The organism is Aeromonas sp. S15(2024), assembly GCF_041402265.1.
Classification (GTDB): Bacteria; Pseudomonadota; Gammaproteobacteria; order Enterobacterales; family Aeromonadaceae; genus Aeromonas; species Aeromonas dhakensis.
The window spans coordinates 550,578-568,272 of record NZ_JBGLQY010000002.1 but is presented as its reverse complement, the minus strand read 5'-3'; the positions used below and the strand labels follow the sequence as shown (position 1 = coordinate 568,272).

Here is a 17,695-nt window from a genome sequence, read left to right as displayed (position 1 = left end):
GTTTTTGAGCCGCTCGATAAGCTGTGAAAAAGCAGAGAAACGAAGGCATCTTGCCAGGTTCTGGTGCCTATTTGAATCAAACCACAGGGAAGCGTGAGATGAAGCAGATACACAAGGCAGGTATGGTGATGGTGCTGTCGCTGGTGGCAGCCAATGCATGGGCAGACGGCACCCTGGATGCCGTCAAGAAGAAGGGATTCGTGCAGTGCGGGGTGGGGGATGGCCTGCCGGGTTTCTCCAACCCGGACGCCAAGGGCACCTGGACCGGTCTGGACGTGGATGTGTGCCGAGCCGTGGCTGCAGCCGTGCTGGGGGATGCCGGCAAGGTGAAGTATGTCTCCCTCACCGCCAAGGAGCGTTTCACCGCCCTGCAGTCCGGCGAGGTGGATCTGCTGTCGCGCAATACCACCTGGACCCTGACCCGGGACGGGTCGCTGGGTCTGACCTTTGCCGGGGTGAACTACTACGATGGTCAGGGCTTTCTGATCAAGCAGTCCCTCGGGGTGAAGAGCGCCAAGGAGCTCGACGGTGCCGCCGTCTGCATCCAGTCTGGCACCACCACAGAGCTCAACCTGGCTGACTATTTCCGCGCCAATGGCGGCATGAAATATACCCCTGTGGTGTTCGACACCTCGGATCAGACCGTCAAGGGGTTCGAGGCGGGCCGCTGCGACGTGCTGACCTCGGATCAATCCCAGCTCTATGCCCTCAAGATCAAGCTCAGCAAGCCGGCGGAGGCCATGGTGCTGCCTGAGGTGATCTCCAAGGAGCCGCTGGGGCCTGCCGTGCGCCAGGGTGACGATCAGTGGTTCAAGGTGGTGCGCTGGAGCCTGAACGCCATGCTCAACGCCGAGGAGGCCGGGGTCACCAGTGCCAACGTGGACGAGATGCTCAAGTCCACCAACCCGGATATCCGTCGTCTGCTGGGGCTGGAAGAGCCCAAGGGGTCGGTGCTGGGGCTGGATGACAAGTGGGCCTACAACATCGTCAAGCAGGTCGGCAACTATGGCGAATCCTTCGATCGCAACGTCGGTGCCGGCTCCCCCCTCAAGATCGAGCGCGGCATCAATGCGCTCTGGAACAAGGGTGGCCTGATGTACGCGCCGCCCATCCGCTGAGTCGACAACCATCGGGGGGCCGAGGCCCCCCATTTCCCCTGGCTTTGTCGGAGTCATCCTCATGGCGTTACACGCATCAAACCATAGGAAGGAACAGGGCCGCTGGTGGTATGACGCCAAGGTGCGGGCATTGATCTTCCAGTGCCTGGCCATCGCGGTCGTGGTCGGCTTCCTGTTCTACATCATCCACAATGCCCTGACCAATCTGGCCACCCGTGGCATCACCACCGGCTTCGATTTTCTGGGCAACACGGCGGGCTTTGGCATTCTGCAGAGCCTGATCCCCTATGACGAGACCTATACTTTCGGCCGTACCTTTCTGGTGGGGCTGCTCAATACCCTGCTGGTCTCCGTGCTCGGCATCCTGTTTGCCACCCTGCTCGGTTTCATGCTCGGGGTGGCGCGCCTGTCGCGCAACTGGCTGGTGGCCAAGATAGCGACCGTCTACATAGAGACGTTTCGCAACATCCCGCTGCTGCTGCAGATCTTCTTCTGGTACTTCTCGGTGCTGCGCACCCTGCCATCTCCGCGCCAGAGCGTGGATCTGGGGGGGCTCGCCTTCCTCAACGTGCGGGGCTTCTATCTGCCCAAGCCCCTGTTCGAAGAGGGATTCGGCTACGTGCTCTGGGCACTGGTGCTGGCGGTGGTGCTGAGCTGGGGGCTGAGCCGCTGGGCTCGGCGCCGTCAGGCCCTGACTGGCAGGATATTCCCGTTCTGGCGCAGCGTGGCTGCCCTGGTCATTCTGCTACCGGCCGCCGCCTTCCTGCTGGCGGGCAGCCCGCTCAGCTGGAGCGTGCCGGCCCTGCAGGGGTTCAACTTCCGGGGGGGGCTGACGGTCTTGCCCGAGCTCGCGGCCCTGCTGCTGGCGCTGACCATCTACACGGCGGCCTTTATCGCGGAGATAGTGCGCTCCGGCATCCTGGCCATCAGCAAGGGGCAGACGGAGGCGGCCTCCGCCCTCGGGCTCTCACCCGCCAAGACGCTGCGGCTGGTGATCATTCCCCAGGCGATGCGGGTCATCATCCCTCCCTTGACCAGCCAGTATCTGAACCTCACCAAGAACTCCTCGCTGGCCACGGCCATCGGCTATCCGGATCTGGTGTCTGTGTTCATGGGCACCACCCTCAACCAGACCGGGCAGGCCATCGAGGTCATCGCCATGACCATGGGGGTCTATCTCGTCATCAGTATCACCACCTCGCTGCTGATGAACATCTACAACCGCAGAATGACGCTGGTTGAGCGCTAGGGAGTAGTCATGTTTGTGAACGAATTGCAGGAGGCTCTGCCGCCTCCCAGCCATCGCCGGGGCCTGGTCGCCTGGCTCAGGCAGAATCTGTTTCCCAACTGGTGGAACGGCCTGCTGACCCTGGTGCTGGCTTATCTGCTGCTGCCGCTGATCTGGTCTGCCCTGGACTGGGCGCTGTTCTCGGCCACCTGGCAGGGGAGCAGCCGCGAGGCCTGCGGCCAGGGCGGCGCCTGCTGGATCTTCATCGAGAGCCGGCTGGGGCAGTACCTCTATGGCTTCTACCCGGCCGATCAGTACTGGCGCATCAACCTGACCTTCGCCGGCCTGGCGGTGTTGCTGGCCCTGCTCATCTGGCCCAAGACCCCGCGCAAGGGGTTGCTGGCGCTGTTCACCCTGCTGGTATTCCCTGTCATCGCCTTCTTCCTCATCCATGGCGGGGCTGGGCTGGAGGTGGTGGAGACGAACCGCTGGGGCGGGCTGATGCTGACCCTGGTGCTGGCGGTGGTGGGCATAGTGGTGGCACTGCCATTCGGCATCCTGCTGGCACTGGGGCGTCGCTCCCACATGCCGGTCATCTCCAGCCTCTGTACCGTCTATATCGAGTTCTGGCGGGCGGTGCCGCTCATTACTGTGCTCTTCATGGCGTCCGTCATGCTGCCGCTGTTCATGAGTACCGAGGTGGAGCTCGACAAGCTGCTGCGGGCGCTCATCGGCATCATCCTGTTCCAGGCGGCCTATGTGGCCGAGGTGGTGAGAGGCGGGCTGCAGGCGATCCCCAAGGGGCAATACGAGGCGGGGGAGGCCCTGGGGCTCTCCTACTGGAAGGTGATGGGCCTCATCATCATGCCCCAGGCCCTCAAGATCACCATTCCTTCCCTGGTGAACACCTTTATTTCCCTGTTCAAGGACACCAGCCTGGTGCTGATCATCGGGCTGTTCGATCTGCTGGCCATCTCCAAGGTGGCCCTGGCGGATCCGGCCTGGCTGGGGTATTCCACCGAAGCTTATGTCTTTATCGCCATGATCTTCTGGATGTTCTGTTTTGGCATGTCCCGCTACTCCATCTATCTGGAGCGCAAACTCAACACGGGCCACAAGCATTAGGAGTAGTTTCGAGATGAAAACGGACGCTGTCGTCGAACTGAAAGCAGTCAACAAGTGGTACGGTGAGTTTCACGTGCTGCGCAACATCAACCTGCAGGTGGGCAGAGGGGAGAAGATCGTCATCTGCGGACCATCGGGCTCGGGCAAGTCCACCATGATCCGCTGCATCAACCGGCTGGAAGAGCACCAGAGCGGGGACATCCTGGTCAAGGGCACGGCCCTGACATCGGATCTCAAGAACATCGAGGCGGTGCGCCGGGAGGTGGGCATGGTGTTCCAGCACTTCAACCTCTTCCCCCACCTGACCGTGCTGGAGAACTGCTGCCTGGCGCCCATCTGGGTCAAGCAGCTGCCGCGCAGGGAGGCCGAAGAGATCGCCATGAACTTCCTGCGTCGGGTGCGGATCCCGGAGCAGGCCCTGAAGTATCCGGGTCAGCTCTCCGGCGGTCAGCAGCAACGGGTCGCCATCGCCCGCAGTCTCTGCATGAACCCCCAGGTGATGCTGTTTGACGAACCCACCTCGGCGCTGGATCCCGAGATGGTGCGCGAGGTGCTGGACGTCATGGTGGAGCTGGCCCACGAGGGGATGACCATGCTCTGCGTCACCCACGAGATGGGGTTTGCCAAGCAGGTGGCGGATCGGGTGATCTTCATGGACCGGGGGCAGATCATCGAGGAGAACGTGCCGGATCAGTTCTTCGACAACCCTCAGTCGGATCGGACCAAGCTGTTCCTCTCCCAGATCCTGCAACATTGAGCCGCATGGGGGGATGTCGTCCATAAAAAAGCCCGCACTCTGGTGAGCGGCGGGCAAGTAGTAAAAGCATGGACGCAGACTACAAAACAGAAAGGACTATGGAAGTTACCCCAACAGCAGGGTGGTGTGGCGCAGGCCGCGAACCTCCAGATTGATCTGCCGGGCCAGACTCAGGGTCTGACGGCAGGTCAGGCTCTCCAGATTGATCTCGCCGCCGCTGAACTCGAACCGCCCGTGGGTCTCCACCATGAAGCTGCCGTGATGGAAGCTCTTGATGTAGCGGGCAATCTGGCGGGGAGACAAGTTCTTGAACACCTTCATCACAAAACACCTGTTGCGTGGACAGGGCACACTATGGCTTCGTCAGGTGACACGGATGTGACAATTTATGGAGGTTTGTATGAATCCGGTTTGCCGTCGGCGGCCGGCCGGGACGCAATTGAAAAAAGGCTGCCATGACAAGCCGTTACCCCGATATACTGCGGTCACTTGGATGAATCAGAAGGGTCTGCGTGTGGAGTGGGTGGATGTGGTGGATGGAGAGAACCGGGTGATCGGCGTGGCCGAGCGGGCCAAGGTGCGGCGAGAGAACCTCTGCCACCGCGCCAGCTATATCCTGGTGCTCGACGGGGCTGACCGGATCCTGGTGCAGCGGCGTACCCTCAGCAAGGATTTCTGCCCCGGCATGCTGGACGCCTGCGCCGGCGGCGTGGTCACCACGGGCGAGCAGATGGAACCCTCCGCCCGCCGCGAACTGGCCGAGGAGCTGGGCATCGAAGGGGTGCCGCTGCAGGGCTTTGGCACCTTCTATGCCGAAGGGGAGGGTTACCGGGTCTGGGGTGGCCTCTACAGCTGCCACTATCAGGGGCCGCTGCGGCTGCAGGCCGAAGAGGTGAGCGAGGTGTGCTGGATGAGCCAGACAGAGATAGCTGCACGGGCCGCCGAATTCACCCCCGACTCTTTGCTCGCCATCGCCACCTGGCAGGCGCGGCGCTGAGCTGCGTTGCATGCAGAACGGGCAGCCAGTGGCTGCCCGTTCTGTTTCTGGATGGATGGAACCTCATACCAGCCTGAGTCGCCGGTTGGTGCGCCCGCAGGGGCTGGCACCGGCGAGCCAGTGGCCCTGCCACTCGGTCACCAGGCGCAGCAGCGGGTACTCCAGATCGAGCCGGGTCACCACCAGCTGGCCGACGGTGTCGCCGATGACCGGCTCGCCGCTGGCCAGGTCGATGATCTCGACCAGACAGTTCTCGTTGACGATGAACCCCTGGCCGGGCTGGCTCTCGTAGGCGATCACCCCGGCATCCTGCAGCAGCAGGCAGTTGAGCGCGCGGATGCCGTGCACCGCCTGCAGCGGCCGGGTGTCGGGGTGGGACGATTCGCACAGCAGGGCGCAGCGCAGGCTGTCGCTCGGCACCTCGGCCCGCTCTGCCGCCTCCAGCAGATCCAGCAGCACCGCCAGCGGTCCGACGAAGCCGGTCGGTTCAAAGCGCTGCAACGCCTCCAGCTGGCGGCGGGTATCGTGAGGGCCGCAGGGCACCACCGGGCTCCCCAGCTGGCGGGCGCCGTTGTCGAAGATGAAGGCGGTGGGGCCGATGTGATAGTCGTGACCGTTGAGCAGCACCTCCCCGGCCTTGAAACCGGCGGCGAACAGGGCCCGCGCAGCCCCCCACCAGTCGGCCCCGGCATATTCGGGAATGGCCAGCTGGCCGGGGCAGGCAAACACCCGCAGCGCCTGGCTGGCGGGGCGGCCGGTGAGGCCGGCAAAGGGCGGGTGGGCCTGCTGGGCGGCGAACAGCTCGCCGGCATTGAGCAGGGGCAGGCTGGCCAACTCCCCCAGATCCTGCAGGCGGCGCTGGCGGTAGGCGCTGGAGTAACCGGTACAATACTGGCCGACATGGGCAAGCAGGTGGTTGAGCTGATCCAGCTGCTGCTGCTCGCGCAGGGGGGAGGGGCGAATTTCCAGTCCATCGTAATAGTGCTGCATGAAGCCTCCTTGGTCGGCTGATCCTGCTCAAGGTTAGTTCAAATGATCCCGCTAAAGGGGGGCCTGTGTCACAGCTCGGTCGTGGGGTAGACTGGGGCTCCTTCCCTCCACTTAAGGATGAGCACAATGATTGCGACGGGTCAGACCCTGCCTGCGGGCGAATTCACCTTCATCACCCCAGAGGGGAAACAGCAGCGGGATAGCCACAGCCTGTTTGCCGGCAAGCGGGTGGTGCTGTTTGCGGTGCCCGGCGCCTTTACCCCCACCTGCTCCAACGCCCATCTGCCGGGGTACGTGGTGCTGGCCGATCGATTCAAGGCCAAAGGGGTGGATGCCATCTGCTGCCTGTCGGTCAACGACGCCTTCGTGATGAAGGCGTGGCAGGATGCCCAGAACGCCGCTGCCATCACCATGTTGGCGGACGGTGACGGCAGCTGGACCCGGGCCCTGGGGCTGGCCAAGGAGACCGGTGCCTTTGGCGGCGTGCGCGCCCAGCGTTTTGCCCTCATCGCCAATGACGGCGTGGTGGAGCGGCTCTTCGTGGAGGCGCCTGGCAAGTTCGAGGTGTCGGATGCCGAGAGCCTGCTGGCGGCGCTGTGAAAGATTAATCGCCGTTTGATTTCATCTTGAAATAGCAAGGCGGCCCGTTACACTGTTGCCGCGTTTGGATGGAGCCAGGCAAGTTGCCTGGCTCTCGTGTTTGCCGTGGATGAGATAGAAAAATATGACCCTGGCTTTTGTTGCCCTGATTGCCGGACTGGCGTTGCTGGTCTGGAGTGCCGACAAGTTCGTGGACGGTGCCGCCGCCACTGCCCGTTATGCCGGTATGCCGCCGCTGCTCATCGGCATGGTGATCATCGGTTTTGGTACCTCGGCCCCTGAAATGGTGGTCTCCGCGCTGGCGGCTTCCCAGGGCAACCCCGGGCTCGCGCTCGGCAACGCCTATGGCTCCAACATCACCAATATCGCCCTTATTCTCGGCTTGACGGCCCTGATCAGCCCCATCGCCGTGGCTTCCCAGGTGGTGCGCAAGGAGATCCCCATCCTGCTCGGCATCACCCTGCTCTCCGGCGCCCTGTTGCTGGATGGTCGCCTGGATCGCACGGACGCCGCCATCCTCGGCGTGGTGTTCCTGGCGCTGATGGGCTGGTCTATCTGGGCCGGCATGCGCGGCAAGGGGGATGCGCTGGATGCGGAGACCGAGGAGAGCATCGACAGCGAAGGCATGTCCCTCAAGCTGGCCCTGTTCTGGCTGGTGGTCGGGCTGGTGCTACTGATCGGTGCCTCCCGCCTGCTGGTGTGGGGGGCGGTGACCATAGCCCAGGGCTTTGGCATCAGCGATCTGGTGATTGGTCTCACCATCGTCGCCATCGGCACCTCGCTGCCGGAGCTGGCCTCTTCGCTTATCGCCATTCGCAAGAACGAGCATGATCTGGCCCTTGGCAACGTGCTCGGCTCCAACCTGTTCAACACCCTGGCGGTGGTCGGGATCGCGGCCGGCATTCACCCGCTGGACGTGGCACCTGAGGTGCTCTCTCGCGACTGGAGCCTGATGATGGGGTTGACCCTGTTGCTGCTGGTGATGTGCCTGGGCCGCAAGGGGCAGGGGCGCATCAACCGGCTGGAGGGGGGCGTGCTGCTCGCCTGCTTCGTCGCCTACACCGGCTGGCTGCTGACCAGCCAGTTTATCTAGTCGCTTGGGCCTAGGCAAAAAGACGAAGAGGCGGCCCAGGGGCCGTCTCTGTTGTTTATAGTCTGTCGTCACTGCAGGGCTGGGACGGCTTAAGCCTTGGCCAGCCGGCGCTCGATGGCATCCATCAGCATGCCGGTGATGTGCACGTCGAAGGCGGTTTCAATCTCGCGAATACAGGTCGGGCTGGTGACGTTAATCTCGGTCAGCCGATCGCCGATGATGTCGAGGCCGACGAAGATGAGCCCCTTCTCTTTCAGCGTCGGGCCCACCGCGCGGGCGATGGCCCAGTCCGCCTCGCTCAGGGGGCGCGCCTCGCCACGGCCGCCGGCCGCCAGGTTGCCACGGGTCTCCCCTTGGGCCGGGATGCGGGCCAGGCAGTAGGGAACCGGCTCACCGTCCACCACCAGCACCCGCTTGTCGCCATCCTTGATGGCGGGCAGATAGGTCTGCGCCATGCAGTACTGGCTGCCGTGAGCGGTGAGGGTCTCGATGATGACGCCGACGTTGGCGTCATCCTCCTTCATGCGGAAGATGGAGGCGCCGCCCATGCCGTCCAGCGGTTTGAGGATCACGTCCTTGTGCTGGGCGTGGAAGGCGCGCAGCTTGTCGGCGCGGCGGGTCACCAGCGTGGTCGGGGTGTGCTCGGCAAACCAGGCGGTGTAGAGCTTCTCGTTGGCATCGCGCAGGCTCTGGGGCTTGTTGACGATGAGGCAGCCCTCATCCTCGGCCCGCTCCAGCATGTAGGTGGCGTAGATAAATTCGGTGTCGAAGGGGGGATCCTTGCGCATCAGGATCACGTCCAGGCTGGAGAGGGGCTGATCCACCACCTCGCCGAGGCTATACCAGTCGGCATAGTCATATTTGACGGTGAGCGGACGCATGGTGCCGAAGGCGCGACCGGCCTCCATGTAGAGATCCTTCATCTCCAGATAGAACAGCTCGTAGCCGCGCTTTTGCGCCTCTTCGAGCATGGCGAAGCTGGAGTCCTTCTTGATGTTGATGGCCGAGATGGGGTCCATCACGATGCCGAGTTTAATGGTCATCCGCTGTTCCTTCTGTAGAGGAGCCCGCCTTGGCAGGCTCCGGGAGTTAGGCCAGATCGCCGAAGCGGCACTGCAGCGCAGTAATCGCGGTCAGGGCGGCGGTTTCGGTGCGCAGCACCCGCGGCCCCAGCAGCATCTCCTTGAAATCTTCCTGCACGGTACGGGCGATCTCGTCGCTCGACAAGCCCCCTTCCGGGCCGATCAGCAGCCGCACGCCATGCTCGGGGATTGGCAGGGTGTTGATGCTGTAAGGGGCGCGCGGGTGCAGGTTGAGCTTGAGCTCCTGGGTCTCTTCCGCCAGCCAGGCGTCCAGCTCCATCGGCATGCGCACCTCGGGCACGGTATTGCGGCCGCACTGCTCGCAGGCGCTGATCACCACCTTCTGCCACTGTTCGCGTTTTTTCTCCAGCCGATCGGCCGGCAGCTTGACGCCGCAGCGCTCGGAGAAGAGCGGGGTGATGCAGGTGACGCCCAGCTCCACCGATTTCTGGATGGTGAAGTCCATCTTGTCGCCGCGGCTGATCACCTGACCCAGGTGGATGGCCAGCGGTGACTCCACCGAGCGCTGCTCGCAGCTGTCGATGGTCACCTCCACCGACTTCTTGCCCACATTGGCGATGGTGGCGGGGTACTGGTTGCCGTCGCCGTTGAACAGCTCGAGCTGCTGACCCGGCTGCATGCGCAGTACCCGGCCGATGTGGTTGGCGCCGTCTTCCGACAGGGCGAGGGTCTGGCCCGCCTGCAGGGCGGCCGGTTCATAGATACGTGGAATACGCATGGCTGATAGTCAGTCTCTTGCTTGGAAACCCTTCAATATCCTACTGCACGGCGGCGAGCAAGGCTCACGAGACAGAGGGTGAAGGGTTTCATGATAAGAGGGGGCGATCCCCCTCCCAGGTCAAATGGGGTTACTGGCACTGCTTTTCAATAAAGGGGTTGGTATTGCCCTGCAGCTTGCCGATGCGGCGATTGCGCTCGCACTCCCAGCCGTCGGCCGGGTACTGCCTGTCCCAGGCTTCGAACAGTTTACGCTGTTGCGCCGCCAGACGCAGCCCATACTGCTGGCTCATGTAGAGGTAGGCGCGGGCGATCTGGCCCCGTACCGGCCCCTTGGGTGGCTGCACCCGGCGCTCCTTGAAATCCACCAGCATCCGGCACTGGCCGTACTGATCCGGGGTGCCGTTCCAGTCGGAGAAGCGGAAGTTGGCCCGATCGCCGTTCACTTCGCCAACGGCGGGGAAGAGGTTGTGCATGTCCCCCTCCATCTGGTTGAACTCGTCGCTTTTGCCGCAGTTCTTGCGGCCCCCCTGCTGCCAGCACTTGAGCTGGTGGCCGAACTCCCAGGCCGGCACCACATGTTCCCACTCGATGCGGGCGGCACGCTTGGGCTGCTTGCGCGGCTCATAGCCGCAGCTGGCCAGATCCGGGCTCATTTTCTTGCCCTGATAGTCGATGTTGCAGCCGCAGTAGATGGTGGTGACAGCGGGCTGGCTCTGGTAGAGCTTGACCAGATCCTGCTTGGCTTCGCGAAAGGTCTGGGCATGCAGGGGCGTGCTGAGCAGCGGCAAACCGGCCAGCAGGGTCAGGGCGAGGGAAGAGATGAAACGCATGGGATTCCTTGCAAACGGGATGATTGACGAACGATGGCGGGCACCCTACCACAAGGGCGCGACACCGGCTGGCTTACTGCGAGGTGACGACCCGCTCCAGCGGCTGCTTGCAGCGACGGCAGTGATAGCGGGCCTCGCCGCGTACCACCTTGTTGTGGCGGCGCACCGACAGCTGATGCTGCTGGCAGAGGCAGCGATAGGGGATGGTCGGCTGCGCCAGGACCGCCAGATCGAAGCTGTGGGTGGTGCTGGGCTCAAGGCCGAACAGCTCCCGCATCACAGATTGCCACTGGCGGCCGTGGGGCAGCACCCGCGATCTGCCACGCCCTTCGCCCCACAGGGCATAAACCAGCAGGTGGGCCACCTCGTGGGGCACCACCTCGGCCAGAAACGCCTGCTGGTTGGCCTGATAGAGGGCAGGGTTGAAGCGCAGCTCCCAGGTTTGCAGCCGTGCCGATCCCGCCGCCCGACCGCGCATGTTGCAGTGCACTTGCGGGCGGGGAAAGGAGCGGCCAAGGCGCGCTTCGGCCTGCACAAAACAGGCGTCGACGCGGGTGAGCAACTGATCGTGCAGGGCGGGATCGAGGCGGGTAGCGGTGGCGGACATCGGGTTCTCGGCAAATGGCGGACAAGCAAAAGGGGAGCCAGGCTCCCCTTTATACCACAAGCGCGACGCTTACAGGCCGGCGGCGGAACGCAGCAGTTCGGCCTTGTCGGTCTGCTCCCACGGGAACTCGTTGCGACCGAAGTGACCGTAGGCGGCAGTGGCCTGGTAGATCGGGCGCTTGAGATCCAGCATCTGGATCAGGCCGTACGGACGCAGTTCGAAGTGCTCGCGCACCAGCTTGACCAGCAGATCCTCGGCCACCTTGGCAGTGCCGAAGGTTTCGACGCTGATGGAGGTCGGCTCGGCCACGCCGATGGCGTAGGAGACCTGTACTTCGCAGCGATCGGCCAGACCGGCGGCGACGATGTTCTTGGCCACGTAGCGGGCGGCGTAGGCAGCGGAGCGGTCAACCTTGGACGGATCCTTGCCGGAGAAGGCGCCACCACCGTGACGGGCCATGCCGCCGTAGGTGTCGACGATGATCTTGCGACCGGTCAGACCGCAGTCACCCATGGGGCCGCCGATAACGAAACGGCCGGTCGGGTTGATGAAGTACTTGGTGTCCTTGTTGATCCACTCGGCCGGCAGCACCGGCTTGATGATCTCTTCGCGCACTGCTTCAACCAGGTCTTTGTGGCTGATGGATTCGGCGTGCTGGGTAGAGAGCACCACGGCATCCACACCGATGATCTTGCCGGCGTCGTCGTAGGCAAAGGTCAGCTGGCTCTTGGCATCCGGACGCAGCCACGGCAGGGTGCCGTTCTTGCGCACTTCGGCCTGACGCTTCACCAGCAGGTGAGAGTAGGTGATGGGGGCCGGCATCAGTACGTCGGTTTCGTTGGTGGCGTAGCCGAACATCAGGCCCTGGTCGCCCGCGCCCTGCTCCAGCGGATCGCTGCGGTCAACGCCCTGGTTGATGTCCGGGGACTGCTTGCCGATGGCGTTCAGCACGGCGCAGGAGTCGGCATCGAAGCCCATGTCGGAGTGGGTGTAGCCGATCTCGCGCACGGTGTCGCGCACGATCTGCTCGATGTCTACCCAGGCGGTGGTGGTTACTTCACCGGCCACCATGACCATGCCGGTCTTGACCAGGGTCTCGCAGGCAACGCGTGCCTTGGTGTCTTGTTTGAGGATGGCGTCCAGGACCGCATCGGAGATCTGATCCGCAATCTTGTCGGGATGGCCTTCGGAGACCGACTCGGAAGTAAACAGCTTTGCCATGATGGGATTCTCAGCTTGTCTGGGGTTATCGCCGCAGCAATAACCGGGTGATGATAGGATGATTGTAGAGGTATCTACATCTGGACGTCCATTTTAGTTAGCGACCCCCTCGATTGCCAGCACTATTTTGGTTTTGCCGCCCTCTGGCCGAACAAGATCCGTTCTTCACCCCATTTGGGGTAGATAGTGGTTACGACTCAATCGTTTGCCCCGTCAAGAAAAGCGATTGAGCTCCCAAAGCGGCTTTATTCGCCCAGATAATATTTGCACGCCGCGCCCCCTGCTGGGACAATGACGCGCCTTAATCTTGGCCATCAAATGAAGCAATCGCAGGAGATACAGATGCCTTCTCGTAAAGAGCTTGCCAATGCCATTCGCGCATTGAGTATGGATGCCGTTCAAAAAGCCAACTCCGGTCACCCGGGCGCCCCCATGGGAATGGCGGATATCGCCGAAGTATTGTGGCGCAGCCACCTGAAACATAACCCGAACAACCCCAAGTGGGCCGACCGCGACCGTTTCATCCTCTCCAACGGCCACGGCTCCATGCTGCTGTACTCCCTGCTGCACCTCTCCGGTTATGACCTCTCCATCGACGATCTGAAAAACTTCCGCCAGCTGCACTCTCGCACCCCGGGTCACCCGGAGTACGGTTACGCGCCGGGCGTTGAAACCACTACCGGTCCGCTGGGTCAGGGCATCACCAACGCCGTGGGCATGGCGATCGCCGAGAAGGCCATGGCCGAGCAGTTCAACCAGCCGGGTCACGACATCGTTGACCACTACACCTACGCCTTCATGGGCGACGGCTGCCTGATGGAAGGTATCTCCCACGAGGCTTGCTCCCTGGCCGGTACCCTGCAACTGGGCAAACTGATCGCGTTCTGGGATGACAACGGCATCTCCATCGACGGTCACGTGGAAGGCTGGTTCACCGACGACACCGTCAAGCGCTTCGAAGCCTACGGCTGGCACGTCATCCCGGCCGTTGACGGTCACAGCCCGGAAGCGATCAACGCTGCCATCGAAGCCGCCAAGGCCGAGACCGGCAAGCCGACCCTGATCTGCTGCCGCACCATCATCGGTTACGGTTCCCCGAACAAGTCCGGCTCCCACGACTGCCACGGCTCACCGCTGGGCAACGACGAAATCGCCGCCGCTCGTGCCTTCCTGAAGTGGGACCACGCACCGTTCGTTATCCCGGCCGACATCGCTGCCGAGTGGAACGGTCAGGAGAAGGGCGCCAAACTGGAAGCCGACTGGGCTGCCAAGTTCGCCGCCTATGAAGCCGCTCACCCGACCCTGGCTGCCGAGTTCAAGCGCCGTACCGCTGGCGAACTGCCGGCCAACTGGGCCGCCGAATCCGCCAAGATCATCGAAACCCTGCAGGCCAACCCGGCCAAGATCGCCACCCGTAAAGCGTCTCAAAACGCACTGGAAGCGTTTGGCAAGCTGCTGCCGGAATTCATGGGTGGCTCTGCCGACCTGGCACCGTCCAACCTGACCATGTGGTCCGGCTCCAAGTCCCTGACCAACGACGATGCCTCCGGCAACTACATCCACTACGGTGTACGCGAGTTCGGCATGTCCGCCATCATGAACGGTATCGCCCTGCACGGTGGTTTCATCCCCTATGGCGCCACCTTCCTGATGTTCATGGAATACGCCCGCAACGCCCTGCGCATGGCCGCCCTGATGAAGCAGCGCGCCATCTTCGTTTACACCCATGACTCCATCGGTCTGGGTGAAGATGGCCCGACTCACCAGCCGGTCGAGCAGATCGCCTCCCTGCGTCTGACCCCGAACATGAGCACTTGGCGCCCGTGTGACCAGGTTGAATCCGCCATCGCCTGGAAGCACGCCATCGAGCGTACCGACGGCCCGACCTCTCTGATCTTCTCTCGTCAGAACCTGGCCCAGATGGACCGCAGCGTCCAGCAACTGGCCGACACCGCCAAGGGTGGCTATGTGCTGAAGGATTGCGCCGGCAAGCCTGAGCTGATCCTGATCGCCACCGGTTCCGAAGTGGAGCTGGCCGTGGCCGCCTATGAGCAGCTGACTGCCAAGGGCCGTGCCGTGCGCGTGGTCTCCATGCCGGCCACCGACGTGTTCGACGCCCAGTCTGCCGAGTACAAAGAGTCCGTCCTGCCGGCCTCCGTCACCAAGCGTGTGGCCATCGAAGCCGGCATCGCCGACTACTGGTACAAGTACGTCGGTTTCGGCGGCAAGATCATCGGTATGACCACCTTCGGTGAGTCCGCACCGGCCGAGCTGCTGTTCAAGGAATTCGGCTTTACCGTGGAAAATGTGGTTGCGACCGCTGAGTCCCTGTAACAGCTCCTGTAATTCCTGAACGTTGGGCCGCGCAGGCCCAATAGCCGGAAAATAAAACGCCCTCCGTCGCAAGATGGGGGGCGTTTTTATATCATTTAGATTTCATTTGTGGTCTCATATGTACACTATATGCTTATACCAATTACATTAAAGATTCTTTCACCTTCTACGAGGGCTGGATTTCGATATCTCGGCAACCCATCCTTTGATGGTGTGGGATAAACGCGATCAATTTTTCAATGTTTTTGGTATTGCTAGCTGATGATATATAAGTATTTTTTAAAATAGAGGCATTATTAATACTTTATTATTTTATTTGTCAATTTAATATGTCATTCTTGTCTTGTCTGATGGAGTTTATCTGTGAGAGCTTACGCAATATCAGTTATTTTTATTTCAGCATTTCATGTTTATATATCCATATTAAATGATGTGTCACCATTAAACTTGATGTTTTTGATTTTTATTCTCAGTCCATTCCTTCCATTTGTATGGAAAGAAGTATCAAAAATAAGTTTTGATGGCAATAGTGTATCTCTTGAAAGAATAAGAGATAATGTAAATCTAACAATAGAAAGAGCTACACATAAGAAAAATATTAATCCCAAGTCACTTGATGAACTATTTAAAACTGTAGAGTTAAATGACTGGATGACTTTAGTGTTGGCCAGAATGTTGATGAGGCAGGGGTTGGTATGCTTGTATCCTAGTCATGGTTTGGGACCTTCTCCTAGCTTGTCCACGCTTATCTGTATGTGTAGAGATAAGTCATTTATTACAGGAAGTGAAGCTGTTGATTTAGAGAAACTAAGACATATAACGTTTTATGCGGAGTGGTGGGATGGTGATATACCAAATCATGGTGATTGGCAGTGGGCTTTGGAAAACTGCCGAAATATAATTCGTAATCTTTTTGATAAACAACCTATTATATAGCTTGACGCTTTTTACAAACCGAAGATTAACCCACTGGTTCGATTAACGAAGCATAATTGGACGTTCGGGCATCTGTGTCGATGCCATAAAAAGAATATTCCCTCGTGTTACCAAAAAAAGAGACCGGCCATCAGCCGGTCTCTTTTTATTATTCAGGGCATGTCTTATGCCTGCGGTGGGGTGCTTTCGGCGTTGGACATCACAGCATCAATCTGCACCAGGGCGCCGGCGGGCAGTTCGCGCACCGCGATCACGGCGCGGGCCGGCAGGTAGGCCGGGAAGTATTTGGTATAGATGGCATCCACCTCGGCCAGATCCGCGATATCGGCGAGCTGGATATTGACCTTGACGATATCGTCCATCACATGGCCGATGCTCTCCACAATCGCCTTGATATGGCTGAGACATTGGGCGGTCTGCTCCCGCACGCAGCCGGTCAGGATCTTGTCGGTGGCCAGATCAACCGGCAGTTGGCCGGCGATATGGTTGTAGTGAGAGAAGGCGACAGTCTGGGTGTGCAGGGGGCTGCGCGGTGCCTTGTCGGTATTGCGGGCGCGGATCACCAGATTGTGTCTGTCTTCCACCAGCTGTGGCGGGGTGCCGTCACCGTGGGAGATGACCGCATCCATCTGCACCCGGGCGCCCAGCGGCAGGGCGGCGGCCACGATCACGCTGCGAGCCGGCAGGTAGGCGACGGCACGGGCAATGGCGGAGTCCGGGAAGAAGGTGGTGTAGACCTCGTTGACAGCGTCCAGATCGGCCAGGCTGGTCAGATAGACGGTGACCTTGACGATATCGTCAAACGGCACATCGATGCTCTCCAGCACGTGCTTGATGTTGCGCAGGCACTGCTCCGCCTGCTGCTGGATACCGCCGGCGACCAGCTGGCCCGACGCGGCATCGACCGGCAGCTGGGCACCGATATTGTTGTAGTGGGAGAAGGCGACGGTATGGGTCGAGTGCGGATCCTGCGGCGCCTTGTCGCTGTTACGGGAGAGCTTCAGCAGCGGGCAGGGGGCCTGCGGGAAGGTGCCTTCGCCGTTGGAGATGAGCGCGTCCATCTGCACGGCGGCGCCGAGCGGCAGACCGGCCACCGCCAGCACGGTGCGGGTCGGCAGCAGGTGGGGGAAGAATTCGCCATAGACGGCGTTGACCGCGTCGAGATCGGCAATCTCTTTGAGAAACACCGTGATTTTGACCACGTCATCCATCACATGATCGATGCTCTCGACGATGGCCTTGATATTGGTGAGGCACTGTCTGGCCTGCGCCTTGATATCCCCTGCGACAAGTGCGCCCGTTTTCGGGTCGACCGGCAGCTGGGCGGAGATATTGTTGTAGTGGGAGAAGGCCACGCTCTGGGTGCTGGGGCTCAGATCCTGCGGTGCATTGGCGGTATTTCTGGCTGACTTGATGATGGTACCACTCATGGCGATACTCCTTTTTCAATCATTATTGGTGTAGGTACGGGTCACCCTCCCTCATCTTCTGATGGCCGCCTCGGCTCGCCAACGAGCGGGCTCTCCTCTTTATTTCGGCAATAGCCGGCCATTCCCGCCAAATAATGACGGGTGGCAAACATCGCCTCGCATATTGAGTCAAGGTCGCCTGTGCAGGCGATCGGATAACAGAGGTATGGATTGGGTTGGTTATCTCAGACGAGAGGATTCTATGAAGGGTATTCAGGGGATGCAAACCGGGATCGCATTTCTATGAGGTGGCTCAACGCTCTGAAATATAGCCAGAATGGCATTCAATGCACGATAAATGACGGGATAAATGGCTTCATATAGTGCGTTATGGTGGTGAAGGCCGAATGGCGCGGCTTCCCGCCATCATGCTCAGCGATCGGCCCTGTGAATAAAGCGTTAATGATTGGCACTATTTCGCTGTTAATGCAAAAAACTATGCATGGCTATGCATTTCATTGCGTTGAAAGGGGCTGTCATATGCATGGAAAATATGCTAGCCGGGGGCGGTTATTGTGCCCATTCGTCGGCTCCTGACATATCATTCAGCGATCTTGCATGGTTGTC

General features: G+C 60.8%; 17 protein-coding genes. 9 read left to right on the top strand and 8 right to left on the bottom strand.

Annotation, left to right across the window (positions count from 1 at the left end; translation table 11 throughout):
• Positions 1 to 98 precede the first annotated feature (98 nt).
• The 4 genes from ACB033_RS06640 (at position 99) to ACB033_RS06625 (ending at position 4,228) form a co-directional block, all read left to right on the top strand.
• Entirely contained in the window at positions 99 to 1,118 is a 1,020-nt protein-coding gene (locus ACB033_RS06640) for an amino acid ABC transporter substrate-binding protein (protein ID WP_005298555.1), read from the top strand.
• Positions 1,119 to 1,179: 61 nt separating this feature from the next.
• Entirely contained in the window at positions 1,180 to 2,367 is a 1,188-nt protein-coding gene (locus ACB033_RS06635) for an amino acid ABC transporter permease (protein WP_005298558.1), read from the top strand.
• A 9-nt stretch (positions 2,368 to 2,376) separates the two neighbouring features.
• Positions 2,377 to 3,471, top strand: coding sequence for an amino acid ABC transporter permease (locus tag ACB033_RS06630; RefSeq protein ID WP_042006542.1), 1,095 nt, complete (start codon positions 2,377 to 2,379; stop codon positions 3,469 to 3,471).
• A gap of 13 nt (positions 3,472 to 3,484) precedes the next feature.
• Positions 3,485 to 4,228, top strand: coding sequence for an amino acid ABC transporter ATP-binding protein (locus ACB033_RS06625; protein WP_005298561.1), 744 nt, complete (start codon positions 3,485 to 3,487; stop codon positions 4,226 to 4,228).
• A 105-nt stretch (positions 4,229 to 4,333) separates the two neighbouring features.
• Here ACB033_RS06625 and ACB033_RS06620 read toward each other — a convergent pair whose 3' ends face one another.
• The gene (locus tag ACB033_RS06620) at positions 4,334 to 4,549 is read right to left on the bottom strand and encodes a DUF1107 domain-containing protein (RefSeq protein WP_005298562.1); all 216 of its coding nucleotides are present in this window, start codon (positions 4,547 to 4,549) and stop codon (positions 4,334 to 4,336) included.
• A 172-nt stretch (positions 4,550 to 4,721) separates the two neighbouring features.
• Between ACB033_RS06620 and yfcD the strand changes: the two genes are divergently transcribed.
• Complete coding sequence (gene yfcD / locus ACB033_RS06615) at positions 4,722 to 5,225, top strand: NUDIX hydrolase YfcD (RefSeq protein ID WP_099358639.1); 504 nt, start codon at positions 4,722 to 4,724, stop codon at positions 5,223 to 5,225.
• 63 nt (positions 5,226 to 5,288) lie between these two features.
• Here yfcD and ACB033_RS06610 read toward each other — a convergent pair whose 3' ends face one another.
• Positions 5,289 to 6,215, bottom strand: coding sequence for a phenylacetate--CoA ligase family protein (locus ACB033_RS06610; RefSeq protein WP_139725408.1), 927 nt, complete (start codon positions 6,213 to 6,215; stop codon positions 5,289 to 5,291).
• Positions 6,216 to 6,341: 126 nt separating this feature from the next.
• Between ACB033_RS06610 and ACB033_RS06605 the strand changes: the two genes are divergently transcribed.
• Both ACB033_RS06605 and ACB033_RS06600 read left to right on the top strand, forming a co-directional pair.
• A complete protein-coding gene (locus tag ACB033_RS06605; protein WP_021463332.1) occupies positions 6,342 to 6,815 on the top strand; it encodes a peroxiredoxin in 474 nt (157 codons plus the stop codon).
• 124 nt (positions 6,816 to 6,939) lie between these two features.
• Complete coding sequence (locus ACB033_RS06600) at positions 6,940 to 7,908, top strand: calcium/sodium antiporter (protein ID WP_005298570.1); 969 nt, start codon at positions 6,940 to 6,942, stop codon at positions 7,906 to 7,908.
• 89 nt (positions 7,909 to 7,997) lie between these two features.
• Here the strand turns inward: ACB033_RS06600 and gshB are convergent, their stop codons facing one another.
• From gshB to metK, 5 genes are all read right to left on the bottom strand, one after another.
• Positions 7,998 to 8,951 carry a glutathione synthase gene (gene gshB, locus ACB033_RS06595; RefSeq protein ID WP_139725409.1) on the bottom strand — a complete coding sequence of 318 codons (954 nt, stop codon included), beginning with the start codon at positions 8,949 to 8,951 and terminating at the stop codon, positions 7,998 to 8,000.
• 46 nt (positions 8,952 to 8,997) lie between these two features.
• The gene (gene rsmE, locus ACB033_RS06590; protein ID WP_139725410.1) at positions 8,998 to 9,729 is read right to left on the bottom strand and encodes a 16S rRNA (uracil(1498)-N(3))-methyltransferase; all 732 of its coding nucleotides are present in this window, start codon (positions 9,727 to 9,729) and stop codon (positions 8,998 to 9,000) included.
• A gap of 130 nt (positions 9,730 to 9,859) precedes the next feature.
• Positions 9,860 to 10,561, bottom strand: a complete 702-nt coding sequence (locus ACB033_RS06585) for an endonuclease (protein ID WP_139725411.1) — start codon at positions 10,559 to 10,561, stop codon at positions 9,860 to 9,862.
• A gap of 73 nt (positions 10,562 to 10,634) precedes the next feature.
• The gene (locus ACB033_RS06580) at positions 10,635 to 11,168 is read right to left on the bottom strand and encodes a SprT family zinc-dependent metalloprotease (RefSeq protein ID WP_139725412.1); all 534 of its coding nucleotides are present in this window, start codon (positions 11,166 to 11,168) and stop codon (positions 10,635 to 10,637) included.
• A gap of 69 nt (positions 11,169 to 11,237) precedes the next feature.
• Positions 11,238 to 12,389 (bottom strand): methionine adenosyltransferase, encoded by a 1,152-nt coding sequence (gene metK, locus ACB033_RS06575; RefSeq protein ID WP_005303314.1) that lies wholly within the window; start codon positions 12,387 to 12,389, stop codon positions 11,238 to 11,240.
• 342 nt (positions 12,390 to 12,731) lie between these two features.
• Between metK and tkt the strand changes: the two genes are divergently transcribed.
• Together tkt and ACB033_RS06565 are read left to right on the top strand one after the other, a co-directional pair.
• Complete coding sequence (tkt, locus tag ACB033_RS06570; RefSeq protein WP_139725413.1) at positions 12,732 to 14,723, top strand: transketolase; 1,992 nt, start codon at positions 12,732 to 12,734, stop codon at positions 14,721 to 14,723.
• A 363-nt stretch (positions 14,724 to 15,086) separates the two neighbouring features.
• Positions 15,087 to 15,659, top strand: coding sequence for a hypothetical protein (locus ACB033_RS06565; RefSeq protein ID WP_139725414.1), 573 nt, complete (start codon positions 15,087 to 15,089; stop codon positions 15,657 to 15,659).
• A 164-nt stretch (positions 15,660 to 15,823) separates the two neighbouring features.
• On the opposite strand, the gene ACB033_RS06560 is transcribed toward ACB033_RS06565, so the two are convergent.
• Positions 15,824 to 17,089, bottom strand: coding sequence for a RidA family protein (locus tag ACB033_RS06560; protein WP_139725415.1), 1,266 nt, complete (start codon positions 17,087 to 17,089; stop codon positions 15,824 to 15,826).
• Between the last annotated feature and the right edge of the window lie 606 nt (positions 17,090 to 17,695).